The following is a 16,823-nucleotide window of genomic DNA, read 5'->3' as shown; positions in this document are numbered from 1 at the left end:
CGGACCGGGCTCGCACGGCCCGACCACGGCCGTGTCCAACGTCCGAGCAGCCGTGTAACGAACAGCAAGCGTCATCGTGATTCCCGAGTCTCTTCAGCGCGGACGCCGATGGTCAGCAGCAGGTTGGCGTAGGTGCGGATGTCGGCCGTGACGACGGTGAGGGCCAGGTCGGGTGACCGGGCGGCGTCGTAGAACTCGAAACGGCCGAGCGTCCCGACGGGGACGGGCGCCAGCATCGAGCGGTACTCGGCGATGGCCGGCGGCTCCGGCTCGCCCTCGGGCGGCACCATCACGTGCGCCGCCTCGACGGGCAGAGCCCGCAGCAGGACGTCGAGCACGGTGGTGACATCCAGCAGACCCGGCGCCAGGTTGAGCTGGACGGTCCTGGTTCGCGGGCCGGTGGCCGTGCTCGCCGGATAGTGGCCGTCGGCGAGCAGGACCCGGGCTCCGTGCCCGGCGCCCGCCAGGGCTTCGAGGATGCCCGGGTGCAGCAGTTCGGTCAGCAGCACGAGGTGCCTTCCTCGAGGATCCGGGCGTCAGACACGGGCGGTCCAGACCGGGCCGTCGGGGTAGGTGTACTCCTTGAGCGAGGCCGGGTGCATCTGTGCGCTCAGCCCGGGCAGGGTCGGTGCCAGGTAGTGGCCGTCGGTGATGCGGACCGGGTCGACGAAGTGCTCGTGCAGGTGGTCGACGTACTCGATGACCCGGTCCTCGGTGGTGCCGGAGACGGCGACGTAGTCGAACATCGACAGGTGCTGGACCATCTCGCACAGCCCCACTCCGCCGGCGTGCGGGCAGACCGGAACCCCGAACTTCGCGGCGAGCAGGAGGATTGCGAGGTTCTCGTTGACGCCGCCGACGCGTGCGGAGTCGATCTGCACGATGTCCACCGCGCCGGCCTGCAGCAGCTGCTTGAAGACGACCCGGTTGGCGATGTGCTCGCCGGTGGCGACCTTGATGGGGCCGATCGCCTTGCGGACGGCGGCGTGGCCGAGGATGTCGTCGGGGGAGGTGGGCTCCTCGATCCAGTACGGGTCGTAGGGGGCGAGGGTACGCATCCAGTCGATCGCGGGTGCCACGTCCCACCTCTGGTTGGCGTCGACGGCGATGCGGACGTCCGGGCCGACCGCCTCGCGGGCGACCCGCATGCGCCGTACGTCGTCCTCCAGGTCCGCGCCGACCTTCAGCTTGATCTGGGTGAAGCCGTCGGCGACGGCCTCGCCGGCCAGGCGGGCCAGCTTCTCGTCGGAGTAACCCAGCCAGCCGGGCGTGGTGGTGTAGGCGGGGTAGCCGCGCTCCAGAAGACGGGCGATGCGTTCCTGACGGCCCGGTTCGGCGCGGCGCAGGATGTCCAGCGCCTCCTCGGAGGTGAGCGCGTCGCTGAGCCAGCGGAAGTCGACCTGGGAGACCAGCTCCTCGGGGGACATCTCGCCGAGGAACTGCCAGACGGGCCTGCCCGCGCGCTTGGCGGCGAGGTCCCAGGCGGCGTTGACGACGGCTCCGGTGGCCATGTGGATGGCACCCTTCTCCGGGCCCAGCCAGCGCAGTTGCGGATCGTGCACGAGCGAGCGGGAGAAGGACCCCAGGTCGCCGCAGACGTCCTCGACGGACCGGCCGACCACGTACGGGGCGAGGGCCGCGATGGCCGCGGCCTGCACGTCGTTGCCGCGTCCGGTGGTGAAGGCGAGAGCGTGGCCCTCCAGTCCGTCCCCGGCGTCGGTGCGCAGCACCACGTAGGCGGCGGAGTAGTCGGGCTCGGGGTTCATGGCGTCCGAGCCGTCGAGGTGTTCGGAGGTGGGGAACCGCACGTCCAGGACGTCCAGGGCGGTGATGCGGGCGGATGCGGGCACGGGCGAGGACATGCGGCAACTCCTGTGAGGAACACGGGGGCGATCCCCTCGTGGCGAGACGTGAACGCGGCGGAGGACGGGCGGCGACGGCAGCCGCCCGGGTCACTCCTGGACCTTGCCCCCGGTGATGCGGGAGATGGCGAGCGCGATCAGGATGATCAGGCCGTTGAGAGCACCGATCCACTGGGCGGGGACGCCCGCCAGCGTGAGCACGTTCTGGATCATGAAGAGCAGGAGGATGCCGCAGAACGCGCCGAACATGGTCCCCCTGCCGCCGTTCAGGCTGATCCCGCCGATGACGGCGGCGGCGAAGACGGTGAAGATGTAGCCGTTGCCCTGCGCGGAGGCGACCGAGGCCAGGCGCCCGGACAGCATCAGGCCGGCGAGGGCGGCGAGCACGCTGCCCGTCACGATGACGATCCACAGCACCCGGTCGGTACGGATGCCGCCCGCCTTCGCCGCGTCGACGTTGCCGCCGATGGCGTACAGCGAGCGGCCGAAGCTGGTCCAGCCGAGCACCACGATGGCGATGGCGAACAGGGCCAGGCAGATCCAGATGGAGGCCGGCATGCCGAACCACTGGGCGGTGCCGAGGTAGAGCATCGAGTCCGGCAGCTGGAAGAAGGTCTGGCCGCCGGAGATGCCGGTGAGGATGCCGCGCAGCACGATCAGCATGCCGAGGGTGACGATGAAGCCGTTGAGGCCGAAGCGGATGATCAGCAGCGAGTTGATCACGCCGACGAGCGCGCCCACGGCCAGGGTGACAGGGATTGCCCAGGCGCCGGAGAGCAGACCGAGTCCGTGTCCGGCGCCGACCGGGACGACCAGCCAGGCCGCGACACCGGGCGCCAGGCCCATCGTGGACTCCAGCGACAGGTCCATCTTCTTGACGATCAGGATCATCGTCTGGGCGAGGACCAGCAGGGCCATCTCGGACATGGTCTGCAGGACGTTGATGAGGTTGTCGGCCTGCAGGAAGACCGGATTGACGATCTGGCCGACGATCGCGATGACGACGATCGCGGGGACGAGGGCGAGGTCGCGCAGACGGGCCAGGGGGATCCGGCCGCCGAGCAGCGCGGTGCGCCTGGGCTTGGGTCCGACGGCCCGGGCGGCTGTGTCCGCGAGGACGGTTTCAGGCATTGAGGTCCACTCCTTCCATCGCGGCCACGAGTTCGTGGTCGTGCCAGCCGCGGGCCATCTCCGAGGTCACCCGGCCCTGGAACATCACCAGGACCCGGTCGCACATGCGCAGGTCGTCGAGTTCGTCGGAGGCGATGAGCACTCCGGTGCCGGACTCCGCGGTCTCCTCGACCTTGCCGAGGAGGAACTCCTTCGAGCGCACGTCCACCCCGGCGGTCGGGTTGATCAGCACCAGCAGACGCGGATCGTCCGCCAGAGCGCGGGCCATGACGACCTTCTGCTGGTTGCCGCCCGAGAGCGCGGAGACGGGCAGCTCGGGTCCCGGCGTCTTGATCGCCAGCTTCTCGATCATGTTGTCGGCGAGCCGGTCCCGTCGGTCACGGCTGAGGAAGCCGTTCTTGCCGAGCCGGTGAGGAACGGACAGCGTGGCGTTGTCCGCGATCGACATGTCGGGTACGAAGCCCTGATGGTGCCGGTCCTGCGGGACGAACCCGGCGCCTGCGGCGAGCGCGGCGGGGACGCTGCCCGGCCGGGGCCGCCGCCCGGCGATCTCCACCTCGCCCGCCTGGGCCGCCCGCAGCCCCACGACGGTCTCGGCGACCTCAGTGCGACCGCTGCCGGCGGCGCCCGCGAGTCCGACGATCTCCCCGGAGCCCACCTGGAAGGTGACGTCATGGTAAGAGCCGTCACTGCCCAGCGCCTGCACGGACAGCGCAGGCGGGGTGGTGCGGTCGAGGCTGCTCGACCGCACCTGCAGCCGGTCGACCGCAGCCTCACCGGTCATCGCGGCGACCAGCTTGGCGCGGGGGAGCTCCGCGACCGGCGCGGTCACGATGTGCGCCGCGTCGCGGAACACCGTCACCATGTCGCAGATGTCGTAGACCTCCTGGAGATGGTGGCTGATGAAGAGGAAGGTCACGCCCTGGCGCTGCAGCTCGCGGATGCGCTCGAAGAGGCGGGTGATGGCCGCCCCGTCGAGCTGGGCGGTGGGCTCGTCCAGGATGATGAACCGTGCCCCGAAGGACAGCGCCCGGGCGATCTCCACGAACTGTCGCTGCTCCACGCTCAGTTCGCCGGCCGCGGTCTGCGGGTCGACGTCCACCGACCACGTCGACAGCAGCTCCTGCGCCCGCCGGCGCACACCCTGCCAGCTGATGAGCCGGCTGCGGCCGTGGTCGTGCCGGTTCAGGAAGAGGTTCTCGGCGACGGTCAGGGTGGGGATGATCGTCGACTTCTGGTAGACGCAGGCCACGCGCTGTCGCCAGGCGTCGCGGTCCGCGAGGCGTGGTGCGGGGCGGCCGCCGAAAGTGACCGTTCCCTCGTCGGGGGCCTGCAGGCCGGTGAGGACCGACACCAGGGTCGACTTGCCCGCTCCGTTGCGGCCGACGAGCGCGTGGGTCTCGCCGGGCCTGATGGTGATCCGGGCGCCGCTGAGGGCCACCGTCGGACCGAATCGTTTGACTATGCCCGTCGCCTCGACGACGGGCGGGGCTGCGGGGACCTGCCCGTCGTCCGCCGGGGCGGGCGCGGGGGTGACTGCTCGCTCCCCGTCGCTCATCTCAACCGCCTTGTGCTCGTGAGCCGTTGGTTCCGTAGGAAGAATCAGCCGAGGTTGTTGCCCCACAGCGACCTGTCGTCGCTCTTGACGCTGGCCTCGCCGCCGTAGGTGCCGCCGTCGACGGTGACCAGGGGAGCGGAGAGCTGGTCCTCCAGCAGACCCTCGCGGACCTGGATGATCGTGCTGTCGTGGTCGGTCTTGCCGGGCTCGAACGTCTTCCCGTCGATCGCCGCCTTCAGGTAGTACAGGGCGTACTTGGCGTACAGGTCGGCAGGCTGGGAGACGGTGGCGTCGATCTTGCCCTCGCCGATGGACTTCAGCTCCTCCGGGATGCCGTCGTTGGACACGACGAACACGTGCTTGGGGTCCTTCGGGTCGACCAGCAGCCCCTTCTGCTTGAGGACCTGGAGCGTGCCGGACAGGGCGAAGCTGGACTCCATGTAGACGCCCTTGATGTCCGGGTTGGCAGTCAGGTCGGTCTGCAGCTTCTGTGCAGCGACCGCGCCGTCCCAGTTGGTGGCCTCGCCGAACACCTTGATGCCGGGGTAGTTCTTCTTCATGCAGTCGTTGAACGCCTCTGTACGGTCACGGCCGTTGATGGAGTCCAGGCCGCCCTCCAGCATGACGACCTTGCCCTGGCCGTTGAGCTTCGTGCCGAGGAACTGACAGGCCTTCTCGCCGTAGGCGCGGTTGTCGGCGCGCACGACCATGAACACCTTGCCGGTGTCCGGGCGGGTGTCGACGGTGACGACCGGGATCTTCTTCGCCTCCAACTGCGCCAGCGTCGGCGCGATGGCGGCGGTGTCCTGCGGAGCCATCGCGAGGCCCTTGACGCCCTGGCTGATGAACGTCTGCGCGTTGGCGGTCAGCTTGGCGACGTCGTTCTGCGAGTTGGTGGTCTTCAGGTCCAGTCCCAGCTCCTTGGCGTACTGGGGCGTGTACTTGATGTACGAGTTCCAGAAGTCGGTGTCGGAACGCGGGTAGTCCACGCCGACCAGCGGCGCGCCACCCGACGCCGCGGTGCCGGAGCCGCCGCTGCAGGCGCTGAGCAGTGCAAGGGCGGACATGGCTGAGGTGATGGAGCAGAGTGCGGTCCTGAGTCTCATCGGTACTTCCTCGCGCTGGTCCCTTGAGCGGGAGAGAGAGCTGTGCCGGGCGACGGCTGCCGTGCGCCGCCGCATCGGAGAGATGGGATGTATATATAGGTGCCGACCCGCACTGCTGTCTAGGCGGCGGACAAAATTGCTGGAAGCTCGGCTTGTTGAATGGCCGCAAGGTGGCCGGCGGTGCAAATCAATCCCATCAATGACATCGCATGCGCCAAACATTCCATGTCTGGCGCATGGCAAATGGGACATATGTCTCGATAGAAGGGCAAAGCAGCGGGCTGGTGGCCGTTTTCATCCCTGCACGCCCGTTGACATCGGGGCGTTACATGGACGAACTTCGTGCGTAACCTCCGGCGCTCCAGGGACGTGCGCGTCACATGTCCCTCGGTCCAGCCCGTCTCCGCTTCCCCCAGCCAAGGGATGTCCTCATGGCAAGCTCTCTGAACCGACGTCAGTTCCTGTCCGCAGCCGCAGGTGTGGCTGCGGCAGCGATCGCCGGCGGCGGCCTCGCGGCCGGCGTCGCACAGGCGGCACCGAGCACCTACACTCCCGACTGGAACTCGGTCGACCAGCACCCGGCAGCCCCGGAGTGGTTCCAGGACGCCAAGTTCGGGATCTACTTCCACTGGGGGGTCTTCAGCGTTCCCGCGTACCAGAGCGAGTGGTACCCGCGGAACATGTACAAGTCCGGCAGCGCGGCCAACCAGCACCACATCGCCACCTACGGCCAGCCGTCGGCCTGGCCCTACCACAACTTCATCAACGGAGCGCAGGACCTCGCGGGCAACACCGTGCAGTTCGCGCCGAAGCTGAAGTCGGCCGGCGGGAACTTCGACCCCGACGAGTGGGCGCAGCTGTTCGTCGACGCCGGCGCCAAGTACGCCGGACCGGTCGCCGAGCACCACGACGGCTTCTCCATGTGGGACAGCCAGGTCAACGAGTGGAACTCGGCCGCCAAGGGCCCGAAGCTGAACCTGCTGCAGCTGTTCTCCACGGCGATCCGTGCCAAGAACCTCAAGCTGCTGGTGGCCATGCACCACGCTTTCAACTTCAACGGCTTCTACGAGAGCGCCCCTGCACAGTCGGACCCGAGCCTGAAGAAGCTCTACGGGCAGCTGGACAGGGCACAGGAGATTCAGCTCTGGTACGACAAGCTGAAGGAGGTCATCGACCGCGCCCAGCCGGACATCCTCTGGCAGGACTTCGACCTGAACAGGGTCGACGAGACGCAGCGCCTCAACTTCCTGTCCTACTACTACAACCAGGCCAATTCCTGGGGCCGCGAGGTCGTCGCCACCTACAAGGACGGCCTCGACAACAAGGGCGAGGTCTTCGACTACGAGCGCGGCGGCCCGGCGGACCTCACCAGCCCGTACTGGCTGACCGACGACAGCATCTCCAGCAGCAGCTGGTGCTACACGCAGGGCATCGGCTACTACAGCATCCAGCAGATGCTGCACTCGTTGATCGACCGGGTGAGCAAGAACGGCAACGTCCTGCTGAACATCGCGCCGATGGCCGACGGCACCATCCCCCAGGGGCAGAAGGACGTCCTGCTCGGCATCGGCGACCACCTGAAGCGCTTCGGCGAGTCGATCTACTCGACCCGCGCCTGGACGGTGTACGGCGAGGGCCCGACGAAGATGGGCGGCGGCTCCTTCACCAACCCGACGGCGGGCACGCCGCAGGACATCCGCTTCACCCGCAACAAGGCCGGGAACGTCCTGTACGCCACCATCCTTGGCTGGCCCGGCAGTTCACTCACGATCAGGACCCTCAGCTCGGACCGGATCAACCTCTCGTCGCTGACCGCGGTGAAGCTGCTCGGCTCCACCGCCGGAACCGCCATCGACCTGGCCGCACAGGTGCAGAGCGCCTCCGGCCTCACGGTCACGCTGCCCTCCTCCGCGCCGTACAGCGCCAACGCGTACGTCCTGAAGCTCTCCTTCTCGGGCACCATCCCGGACCTGCTGCCGCCCCCCGGCGCCGTCGCCTTCAAGGACGTCAACTACACCGGCGCCTCCGCCGCGCTGGCCGTGGGCGAGTACACCGCGGCCGACCTCGCTGCGGCCGGTGTGGGCGCGGCCACCATCTCCTCCATCCGTACCTCCCCCGGCTTCCAGGTCATCGGCTACTCGGCGGACAACTTCACCGGCACCGCCTGGACCTTCACCGCCGACAACCCCGACCTCAGGGCCACCGGCAACAACGACCAGATCACCTCGCTGAAGGTCCAGTTCAACCCGTCGACGTACTTCCGGCTCACCAACGTCACCGACGGCCTCGCCCTGGACAGCGGTGGCAACGTCGCCTCCGGGTCCAACCTCAAGCAGTGGACCTGGAACGGCAGCACCAACCTCCAGTGGCAGGCGGTCGACGTGGGCGGCGGCTACTACAAGCTGGTCAACCGCACCAACGGCATGGTCGCCGACGGCTGGGGCGCCACCACGGCCGGCTCCGCGGCCCGGCAGGCCGAGTGGAACGGCAGCACCAACCAGCAGTGGAAGATCACCCTCCGGAGCGGTTACGGCTACTCGATCGCCAACCGCGCCACCGGTCTGGTCCTCGACGGCGGCGGCAGCGTGGCGTCGGGCTCCGTGACCAAGCAGTGGACCTACAACAGCAGCTCCAACCTGCTGTGGACCATCACGGCGGTGTAGCCACCGGACACCGCCGGTACGGGGTCGCAGGCGCAACGGCCTGCGGCCCCGTACGTTCGAGTCTGTGACCTGGACGTTCTCCTGACGCAGCAGCCCCGGCGGCTCCGGCCGCTGTTCATGCCGGACGTCTTGACGGAGGCCGGGAGTTCGTCAAAAGTGGTGGCCTGATCCGAACGGCCCCCTGGCGGTCGTCTCGGCACCCGAATTGTGAGCGTTAACATCAGTGCGCGATCCGGGGGACCCGGCGTGGGGTCGGAGGGCCGTTTCCCTCCAACGGTTCGAAGCGGCCTCTGCCCGACTGCCCGGGCCACTCACATCATGCCTCGCTCGAAGAAGCCGCCAATGCCTCTGATGCCTGGCGGGCTTCCCTTGACCAAGGACGGGACTGTGGACATCACCAGACGTCAGCTCGGCCGGCTCGCGGCGGTCGGCACGGGGGCGCTCCTACTGCCGGGCCTGCTGCCACCGGGCCGGGCGGCGGCAGCCGTGCCTCCGGCCGGGATGTGGGGCGACCAGGGCGACGGCACCTACGTCAACCCCGTCCTCCCGGGCGACTTCAGCGACTGGGACTGCATCCGGGTCGGCGCCGACTACTACGGCATCACCAGCACCTTCGGGTACTCGCCCGGCGTGGCAGTCCTGCACTCGACGGACCTGGTCAACTGGCGGACGCTCGGCGGCGTGGTCGACGACGTCACCGCCATCGGTCCGCTGCTGAACTGGGACCGGATGGGACGCTTCGGCCGCGGCGTGTGGGCCGGGTCCATCCGCTACCACGCGGGGCGGTACTGGGTGTACTTCAACACCCCCGACGAGGGCTTCTTCATGTCCTCGGCCCCCTCGCCGGCCGGGCCGTGGGATCCGCTGACAGCGCTGTGGCGGACCTCCGGCTGGGACGACCCGTGCCCGTTCTGGGACGACGACGGGCAGGGCTACCTGGTCACCACGCACTACTCGGACGGCTACAAGATCCACCTGTTCAAGCTGTCCGAGGACGGCAAGTCGCTGGTCGGCCCGTCCACGGTGATCCACCAGTCGCCGGGCAGCGAGGCCAACAAGCTCTACAAGATCAACGGGCTCTACTACCACCTGTACAGCGAGGTGAAGCCCGAGGGCCGGGTCCTCATGATGAACCGCGGCTCCAGCCTCTACGGCCCCTTCGAGACCCGGCAGCTGGAGCACGTCAACTCCTCGGTGGACCGCGAGCCCAACCAGGGCGGGCTGGTACAGGCTCCGGACGGCACCTGGTACTTCGTGACGCACCACGGCCACGGCGACTGGGAGGGGCGGCCGCTGTCCCTGCTGCCGGTGACCTGGGTGGACGGCTGGCCGATCCTGGGCCAGGTCGGTGCGGACGGCATCGGCAGCATGGTGTGGACGGGCCAGGTGCCCGCCGGCGGCACGCCCGGTCTACCGGTCGACGCGCTGCCCCCCGTGGTCACCAGCGACCTGTTCACCGACACCCGGCTCAAGCCGCAGTGGGAGTGGTACTACCAGCCGCGCGCCGACCACTGGTCCCTGACCGAACGCCCCGGCTACCTTCGGCTGAAGGCGTTCGCACCGCTGGCGGCCAACAACCTGACCAAGGTGGGCAACACCCTCACGCAACGCGTGCTGCGCACGGCCGGCGGCGCGACGGTGACCGTCCGCATCGAACTGGCCGGCCTCGCCGACGGGCAGTTCGCCGGGCTGTGCCACTACGCGTCCACCTACGCGGGGTTGGGCGTCCGGTGCTCCGGGACCACCACCACGATCTCGCAGAACGTCAACGGCACCCTCACCGACGGTCCGGTGATCACCCAGAACGCCGTGTGGCTGCGCACCTCGTGGGACGTGAGCGGAGTCAGCCGGTTCTCCTACAGCCTCGACGGGAACACCTTCACCTCGTTCGGCGGCACCTACCAGCTCACCTGGGGCGGTTACCGAGGCGACCGGGTCGGCCTCTACACCTACAACCCGAACGGCACCGGCTACGTCGACGTGGACTCGGTGCAGTACACCGTCGGGCCCACCAGAGCGTACAAGATCGTCAGTGTGCGCAGCGGCAAGGTCGCCGACGTGGGCGGCGCCTCGAAGGCGGACGGCGCGGGCCTGGTCCAGTGGACCGACAAGGGCGTGCCGAACCAGCAGTGGACCTTCCAGTCCACGGCGGACGGCTACCACACCATCACGTGCGTCAACAGTGGCAAGGTCCTCGACGTGGCGGCCTCCTCGACGGCGGACGGCGCACGGGTCGTGCAGGCCACCGCCGACGGCCGGGCGAGCCAGCAGTGGCAGCTGCGCCCGCAGGCCGGCGGCCAGTTCGCCCTGGTCAACCGCAACAGCGGCAAGGTGCTCGATGTCAGCGGGGGCGGTACGGCCGACGGCGCCGCACTGATCCAGTACTCCGACAGGGGCAGCACCAACCAGCGGTGGACCTTCCAGCGCGTCACCGGCTAGGGGGTGGTTCGACGCTCCCGCACCGGCCCCGCCGCCCGATGGGCAGCGGGGCTGGCTCGTTCGCACTTCGGAAATGAGTAGTACTCATTTGCCGGTGAGATTGCGTGTCAACGACACCGAGGAGAGAAGGGGCCTATAGGCAGTTACCGGACATAATCCCACCCCGGAGAGTATCGATGCACTGTGCTATCGAAATGAAGCGTGCGTAAACCCTTGACGTGGCTGGCGATAGGGCGGCTAATTTCACCCAGAACTCGCCGAGTCGCGATGAGCGTCTGCTCGACCGTCCGACCCACCAGGATGGATCAGGATGAAACCCCTCACCTCCGTCGTCCGCAAGGCGCCAGTGGCGCTTGTGGCGGCCGTCTCCGCCACGTTGCTGGCCTCCCTCGCCGTGCCGCCCCCGGCCGCGGCCGCGACCCAGGCGACGTACTACGTCGCCCCCGGCGGTGACGACGCCAACCCCGGCACCATCACGGCGCCGTTCAAGACCCTCCAGCACGCGCGGGACGTCGTGCGCACGGTCGACAGCAACATGACCGGGGACATCAACGTCCTTCTCCGGGGCGGCACTTACCCGGTGAGCAGCACCGTCGACTTCACCTCGGCCGACTCCGGCACGAACGGGCACCGTGTCGTCTACGCCGCCTTCCCGGGCGAGAAGCCGGTCCTGGACGGAGGCGTTCAGGTGACCGGCTGGACGCAGCACAGCGGGAACATCTGGAAGGCCACCCTCAACCGGGACGACAAGCTCCGCGCGCTCTACGTCAACGACAAGCGCGCTCAGATGGCGTCGAAGACGATCAACTCGGCCGGATGCTACGGGACCTACAGCGTCACGGCAGGCCAGGCTCCCTGGGCCTGGGAGCCAGGTTCGCAGTGCGACGGAGCCAAGTACAGCCTCTCCGATCTGCCCGCCATCGCCTCCAACCAGGACGACGTCGAGATCAAGTCGATGAGCACCTGGAACACGGCCATCGTCGGAGTCCGCCAGATCACCACGAGCTCGGACGGCGCCAATCGGGTGGCTCTGTTCCAGCAACCTGGCGCGGCCATGGCCCAGGGATCGGCGTACGCCGGCTTCGTCGCCGGCAGCGGCAGCCACACGATCACGAACGCGTTCGAGTTCCTGGACCAGCCGGGCGAGTTCTACTTCGACAAGAGCACGCACACGGTCTACTACTACAAGTCCAGCTCCGATGACATGACGACGGCGCAGGTCTTCGCGCCGAACAACCTCTCCACCCTCATCCACGTCACCGGCACGTCCACGACCGACCACGCGCGGAACATCACGTTCTCCGGGCTCACGATCGAGCACTCCGACTGGAACCTGGTCAACGTCGCGGGCTCCGTCTTCCGGCAGGGCCAGCAGGGCAACGCCAGCACCAACGTGTACGCCAGGAAGAACTTCCACGCGTACACCTACCGCAACGTCGACCTGCCGCCCGCGGCCGTCCAGATCGAGAACGCCGACGGGATCGTCCTGCAGGGCAACACGGTGCAGCACACCGGCGCCGACGGGATCACCCTGGCCAACGACGTGACGGACACGCAGTTGACCGGCAACGTCACGAACGACATCGCCGGGTCCGCCATCACCGTGGGACACCCCCAGCACGTGTACATCGGGGACTACACCTCGACCAACCACGAGAAGTACCCGGTGAACGCCGAGGGACTCTGCAAGAACATCTCGATCACGGACAACTACCTCTACGACAGCGCGGTGCTGTTCCAGGGCTCCAGCCCCGTGTCGGCGTACTTCGTCGATTCCCTGTCCGTGCAGCACAACCGGATCGAGAAGTCCCCGTGGGCGGGCATCACGCTCGGCTGGGGGTGGTGGAACTTCGACGGCTCGACGAACTCCGTCAATCCCGGGAACCCGACCACCACGGCCAAGAACAACACCATCAAGTACAACGAGATCTTCGACACGATGTTGGTGCTCGGCGACTCCGCTCCCATCTACACGCTGGGCAGCCAGCCGGGAACGGAGATCAGCAACAACTACATCAAGGGCGTCCCTGCCGGCCACAAGTACGGCCTGCACCCCGATGAAGGCTCCGCCTTCATCAACGAGCACGACAACGTGCTCGACGTCGACCCGGGCGTGTTTTTCGCCATCAACTCCGGCACCTGGGGCCGGCAGCACGACCTGAGCCTCACCAACAACTACGGCACCGTCAACAAGATCGCCGGCAGGAGCGTCCCGAACAGCACGATCACGGACGTGCGGGGCTACGGGGACAACGTGTGGCCGTCGCAGGCGTACAGCATCGCCCTGAACGCGGGTCTGGAGGAGGCCTACAAGAACCTCCTGCCCGCCGCGGTCACGGCTGCGCAGGACTACGCGCTGCCCGCGAGCACGTTCGCCGGCACGGGCGTGATGACCGTTGCGGTGCGCAGCCCCAAGGACGCGACGAAGACGCTGTGGCTGGCTCCCGCCGGGACGACGACGTTCGCCGCCGGTCCCACCATGACCAGCGCGAGCGGCACCGCGACGAGCATCCGTGTCCCGCAGACGGCGGGTGACTACCGGCTCTACGTCGTGGACGCCCAGGGGAACGCGTCCGCCGCGTCGAAGGCCCTCGTGCGGCAGCGCTGGAGCCACGTCGACGACAAGGCCGCGGGCGTGACGTACTCCGGGTCCTGGTCGAACTGGAACGACTCGAAGGACGTGAACGGGTCCGAGAAGGTCACGAGCACCGCGGGCAACTACGCCGAGTTCTCGTTCACCGGCACGGGCGTGCGGTACCTCAGCATGACGCAGCCGAACATGGGCAAGGTGGACGTCTACATCGACGGCACCCTGACCCAGGCGGGTATCGACGCCTACGCCCCGACGGTGACGAAGCAGGTGCCGCTGTTCGAGAAGACGAACCTGGCCGCGGGCCCGCACACGATCAGGGTGGTGTGCACCGGGACGAAGAACACCGCCGCCTCCTCCACCGTCTGCGCGGTGGACGCCTTCGCCTCCATCCAGTTCCCCGCGACGAACGCCAACTACAAGCTGGTCAACAAGGGCAGCAACAAGGCGGTCGACGTGTCAGGCGGATCGTTGTCCGCCGGAGCCAACGTCATCCAGTGGACCGACTCCGGAGCCGGGAACCAGAACTGGCGCTTCGTCCCGGTGGGTGACGGCAGTTACAAGGTCGTCAGCCGCAACAGCGCCCTGGTCATGGACGTCAGCGGTGCTTCCACCGCGGACGGTGCGTTCATCATCCAGTCGGCCGACACCAACGCCGCGAACCAGCACTGGACACTGGTCGCCACCGGAAACGGCGACTACAAGATCAAGAACGTGAACAGCGGCAAGGTGCTCGACGTGTCCTCGGGAGGCACTCAGCTCGCCCAGGCGACGGACACGAACGGCGACAGCCAGGTGTGGAAGGTGGTCAACGTGGACTGACCCGGTCCGCGAAGGAAGCAGCCCCGGCGCAGCTCCGGCGGGCCGCCTCCACCCGGGCCGACCGCAGGGCTCCTCGCTTCCTCGGCGAAGCGGGGAACCCCGCGGCGCGCGGGGGATCACGATGGCCTGCGCGGCCGGGGGGTCGTGCCGGGCGGGGGAGGCCGGCCGCTGCGCCCAGGCGGGCCAGGCCTGCGCGGATACGAAGAACTCATGTCGGCCACAGCGGCGTTCGCGGCCGAGAACGGCTACAGCAAGCCGGGGCTGCGCCAGCCCCGGCAGATGATCCGGCCAATCTTCGCGGTCTGCGACGCCGAAGGCTGCGACCTGGCCCTGCAGGAGGCGCCCGCTCGTCCGGAGGTACGAGGCGTGCGTACGGCTGTGCCGCAGGGCGGGCGAGGATCGGTGCTGCGGCGCCGGGCGCAGGGCCGGCCGCACGGGTCACAGGTTCTCGACGGTCTTCACCACCTCCTCCATCTCGTGTTCCAACTGCTTGTTCCTCTCCATCACCTTGTCATGCTTACCCATCCGGTCGCCCCGGTCCTGTTCGAGCCGGCGGACCTTCCGTTTCGAGGTGTTCCCCATCAGGCTGCTCGCCTCGGGGAATTTCGCAGGAGGTGATCGGTTCGGCGGCCGCCGACCATGAAGATCCTGACCGCGCGGACGGCGGTTGAGGCGTCCTGCCCTCAACAGCGCCTGCTGCGGCGGCGGTTGAGCAGGGCCAGCAGATCAAGATTGGGTAACTGCGAGCGCTTCCTCTTGTCGCGCCAATTGTTAGCGCTAACAATCTCATTCGAGCGAAACAGCGGCGTCACCTCCGGTTCACACGAGTGACCTGGGAGCGGCGCCGCCCGACCACTCGCGAAACCGGGCTGTGTACCCCCGCCGTCACGTGCCGCACTCGGAAAGAGACAGTCAGTCGGACGGCCTTGCCCCGCTGCGTCGTGCGGCACTGACCGTGTCCCGCCCCACCGAGACCGAGCCCGCCCGCCACCCCAGTTCCTCCCTTCGCCCTGGTGCATGTACAGAACGATCAGGAGATGTCCATGTTCGCGCTTCGCGTCCGGCTGTCGGTGATGCTGCTCGCCGTCGGCCTCCTCTTCACAGGCCAAGCCCTGTCCACAGCCCAGCGGGCGGCCGCTGCTGATCCCGGCTACCTGATGGTCCACTTCACCGGCGATTCCGCGACCGGTCAGATGCTGTACCTCGCGCACAGCACGGACGGCCTGCACTGGAACGACCTCAACGGCGGGGCGCCGGTCCTGAACTCCGTGATCGGCACGAAGGGGGTGCGCGACCCCGCACTGGTGCGCTCTCCCGACGGCAGCCGGTACTGGATCATCGCGACCGACCTGTGCGTCCGCTGCGGCTCGACCTACCAGAACGGCAGCCCCAACTTCGTGGTGTGGGAGTCGACGGACCTGGTGACGTGGTCGAATCCGTGGCTGCTCGGCGCCGCCGGACTGATTCCCGGCGGGAAGAACGCCTGGGCGCCGGAGGCGATCTGGAACCCCGAGACCAACGACTACGTCCTGTACTGGGCGACGAACGCCACCGTGAACGGGATCTTCAAGTACCGCATCTACTCCGCCCGCACCACGGACTTCCGCACCATCACCACCCCGCAGATCTGGATCGACCCGCCCGGCACCACGCCGGTCGTCGACACCCAGATGACCGAGGTGCCCGCGGGTACCAGCCCCTACCGTTACCTGAGGGTGTCCGGCGACGGCCAGAACAACGTCGAGGGCAGCAACTCGATCCTGGGGACGTGGACCAACCTCGGCAACCTCTCCAGCATCGGCCTCACCGGCAACGTGGTCGAAGGCCCGGTCTGGATGAAGTTCAGGGACCGTGCCGAGTGGGCCCTCTACATCGACTACAACAACCCGCAGGGCGTACGCGAGTACAGGCCGATCCTGACGACCAACCCGTTCGACGTCAGCACCTACCGGCTCCAGCCGACGACCAGCTACGACATGGGCGGCACCGCGAAGCGCCACGGCGCCATCACGACCCTGACGGCAGCCGAGGAGAGCCGCGTGCTCTCCCGCTGGCCCAACACCCCCGCCCAGCGGCTCCAGTCCTTCAACTTCCAGGACCGGTACGTCCGCCAGAGCAACTTCGACGTGCGGATCGACGCGAATGTCAGCCCGCTGGACGACTCCCGGTTCCGGCTGCGGCCGGGTCTTGCGGGCACCGGAACGGTCTCCTTCGAGTCGGTGAACTTCCCCGGCTACTTCCTGCGCCACGCGAACTACGACTTCCAGCTCGTCCGCAACGACGGCACCATCCGGTTCGCCGAGGACGCGACGTTCCGTCAGGTCGCCGGCCTCGCCGACCCGACCTGGTCGTCGTTCCAGTCCTACAACTTCCCTGACCGCTACATCCGCCACTACGCCTACGAGTTGAAGCTCGACCCGATCACCACCGCGACCGGCCGCAGCGACGCCACCTTCCGCGTGACGAGCTGAACCGGCCCGGCAGCCAGAAGTGCCGGCGCCTCCAGGCGGCGCCGGCACGGATGCGTCACCCCAACTCCCCGGGTCCGCACGGCCCTCATGACGGCACCAAGGCCTGGGACAACACCAGCGCGCGGGCCCGGGACACGGCTCACCGCGGCTCCCTGCATCCGACGTGGGCGGCTCGGGGTCC

The 16,823-nt window shown here is 68.2% G+C and carries 10 protein-coding genes; 5 read left to right on the top strand and 5 right to left on the bottom strand.

Annotated features, from left to right (window positions below; translation table 11 throughout):
* Positions 1–71: 71 nt before the first annotated feature.
* The 5 genes from AB0P35_RS35580 to AB0P35_RS35560 form a co-directional block, all read right to left on the bottom strand.
* Entirely contained in the window at positions 72–509 is a 438-nt protein-coding gene (locus AB0P35_RS35580; protein ID WP_363519246.1) for an RbsD/FucU domain-containing protein, read from the bottom strand.
* 27 nt (positions 510–536) lie between these two features.
* Positions 537–1,862: an L-fuconate dehydratase gene (locus tag AB0P35_RS35575; RefSeq protein ID WP_363519243.1), complete on the bottom strand. Its 1,326-nt coding sequence runs from the start codon at positions 1,860–1,862 to the stop codon at positions 537–539.
* 90 nt (positions 1,863–1,952) lie between these two features.
* The gene (locus AB0P35_RS35570) at positions 1,953–2,993 is read right to left on the bottom strand and encodes an ABC transporter permease (protein WP_095878005.1); all 1,041 of its coding nucleotides are present in this window, start codon (positions 2,991–2,993) and stop codon (positions 1,953–1,955) included.
* A complete protein-coding gene (locus AB0P35_RS35565) occupies positions 2,986–4,551 on the bottom strand; it encodes a sugar ABC transporter ATP-binding protein (protein ID WP_363519241.1) in 1,566 nt (521 codons plus the stop codon). Before AB0P35_RS35565 ends, AB0P35_RS35570 begins: the two co-directional genes overlap by 8 nt.
* Positions 4,552–4,595: 44 nt before the next feature.
* Entirely contained in the window at positions 4,596–5,657 is a 1,062-nt protein-coding gene (locus tag AB0P35_RS35560; protein ID WP_363519238.1) for a sugar ABC transporter substrate-binding protein, read from the bottom strand.
* 431 nt (positions 5,658–6,088) lie between these two features.
* On the opposite strand from AB0P35_RS35560, the gene AB0P35_RS35555 reads away from it, so the two are divergent.
* From AB0P35_RS35555 to AB0P35_RS35535, 5 genes are all read left to right on the top strand, one after another.
* The gene (locus AB0P35_RS35555) at positions 6,089–8,320 is read left to right on the top strand and encodes an alpha-L-fucosidase (protein WP_363519235.1); all 2,232 of its coding nucleotides are present in this window, start codon (positions 6,089–6,091) and stop codon (positions 8,318–8,320) included.
* 387 nt (positions 8,321–8,707) lie between these two features.
* The gene (locus tag AB0P35_RS35550; RefSeq protein ID WP_363519232.1) at positions 8,708–10,759 is read left to right on the top strand and encodes a family 43 glycosylhydrolase; all 2,052 of its coding nucleotides are present in this window, start codon (positions 8,708–8,710) and stop codon (positions 10,757–10,759) included.
* 310 nt (positions 10,760–11,069) lie between these two features.
* On the top strand, positions 11,070–14,171 hold the full coding sequence (locus AB0P35_RS35545; RefSeq protein WP_363519229.1) for an RICIN domain-containing protein: 3,102 nt from the start codon (positions 11,070–11,072) through the stop codon (positions 14,169–14,171).
* Positions 14,172–14,381: 210 nt separating this feature from the next.
* Positions 14,382–14,789 carry a hypothetical protein gene (locus AB0P35_RS35540; protein ID WP_363519226.1) on the top strand — a complete coding sequence of 136 codons (408 nt, stop codon included), beginning with the start codon at positions 14,382–14,384 and terminating at the stop codon, positions 14,787–14,789.
* Between the two features lie 425 nt (positions 14,790–15,214).
* Complete coding sequence (locus AB0P35_RS35535; protein WP_363519223.1) at positions 15,215–16,642, top strand: glycoside hydrolase family 43 protein; 1,428 nt, start codon at positions 15,215–15,217, stop codon at positions 16,640–16,642.
* Positions 16,643–16,823 lie beyond the last annotated feature (181 nt).

Source organism: Kitasatospora sp. NPDC085879, from assembly GCF_040686255.1.
Classification (GTDB): domain Bacteria; phylum Actinomycetota; class Actinomycetes; order Streptomycetales; family Streptomycetaceae; genus Kitasatospora.
The sequence above is the reverse complement of the archived record's forward strand: the minus strand, read 5'-3'. Positions and strand labels throughout refer to the sequence as shown.

Coding starts and splice junctions, on each gene's coding strand:
- AB0P35_RS35570 (WP_095878005.1), bottom strand. CDS start 2,993: ATGCCTGAAACCGTCCTCGCGGACACAGCCGCCCGGGCCGTCGGACCC.
- AB0P35_RS35535 (WP_363519223.1), top strand. CDS start 15,215: ATGTTCGCGCTTCGCGTCCGGCTGTCGGTGATGCTGCTCGCCGTCGGC.
- AB0P35_RS35555 (WP_363519235.1), top strand. CDS start 6,089: ATGGCAAGCTCTCTGAACCGACGTCAGTTCCTGTCCGCAGCCGCAGGT.
- AB0P35_RS35575 (WP_363519243.1), bottom strand. CDS start 1,862: ATGTCCTCGCCCGTGCCCGCATCCGCCCGCATCACCGCCCTGGACGTC.
- AB0P35_RS35565 (WP_363519241.1), bottom strand. CDS start 4,551: ATGAGCGACGGGGAGCGAGCAGTCACCCCCGCGCCCGCCCCGGCGGAC.
- AB0P35_RS35545 (WP_363519229.1), top strand. CDS start 11,070: ATGAAACCCCTCACCTCCGTCGTCCGCAAGGCGCCAGTGGCGCTTGTG.
- AB0P35_RS35540 (WP_363519226.1), top strand. CDS start 14,382: ATGTCGGCCACAGCGGCGTTCGCGGCCGAGAACGGCTACAGCAAGCCG.
- AB0P35_RS35560 (WP_363519238.1), bottom strand. CDS start 5,657: ATGAGACTCAGGACCGCACTCTGCTCCATCACCTCAGCCATGTCCGCC.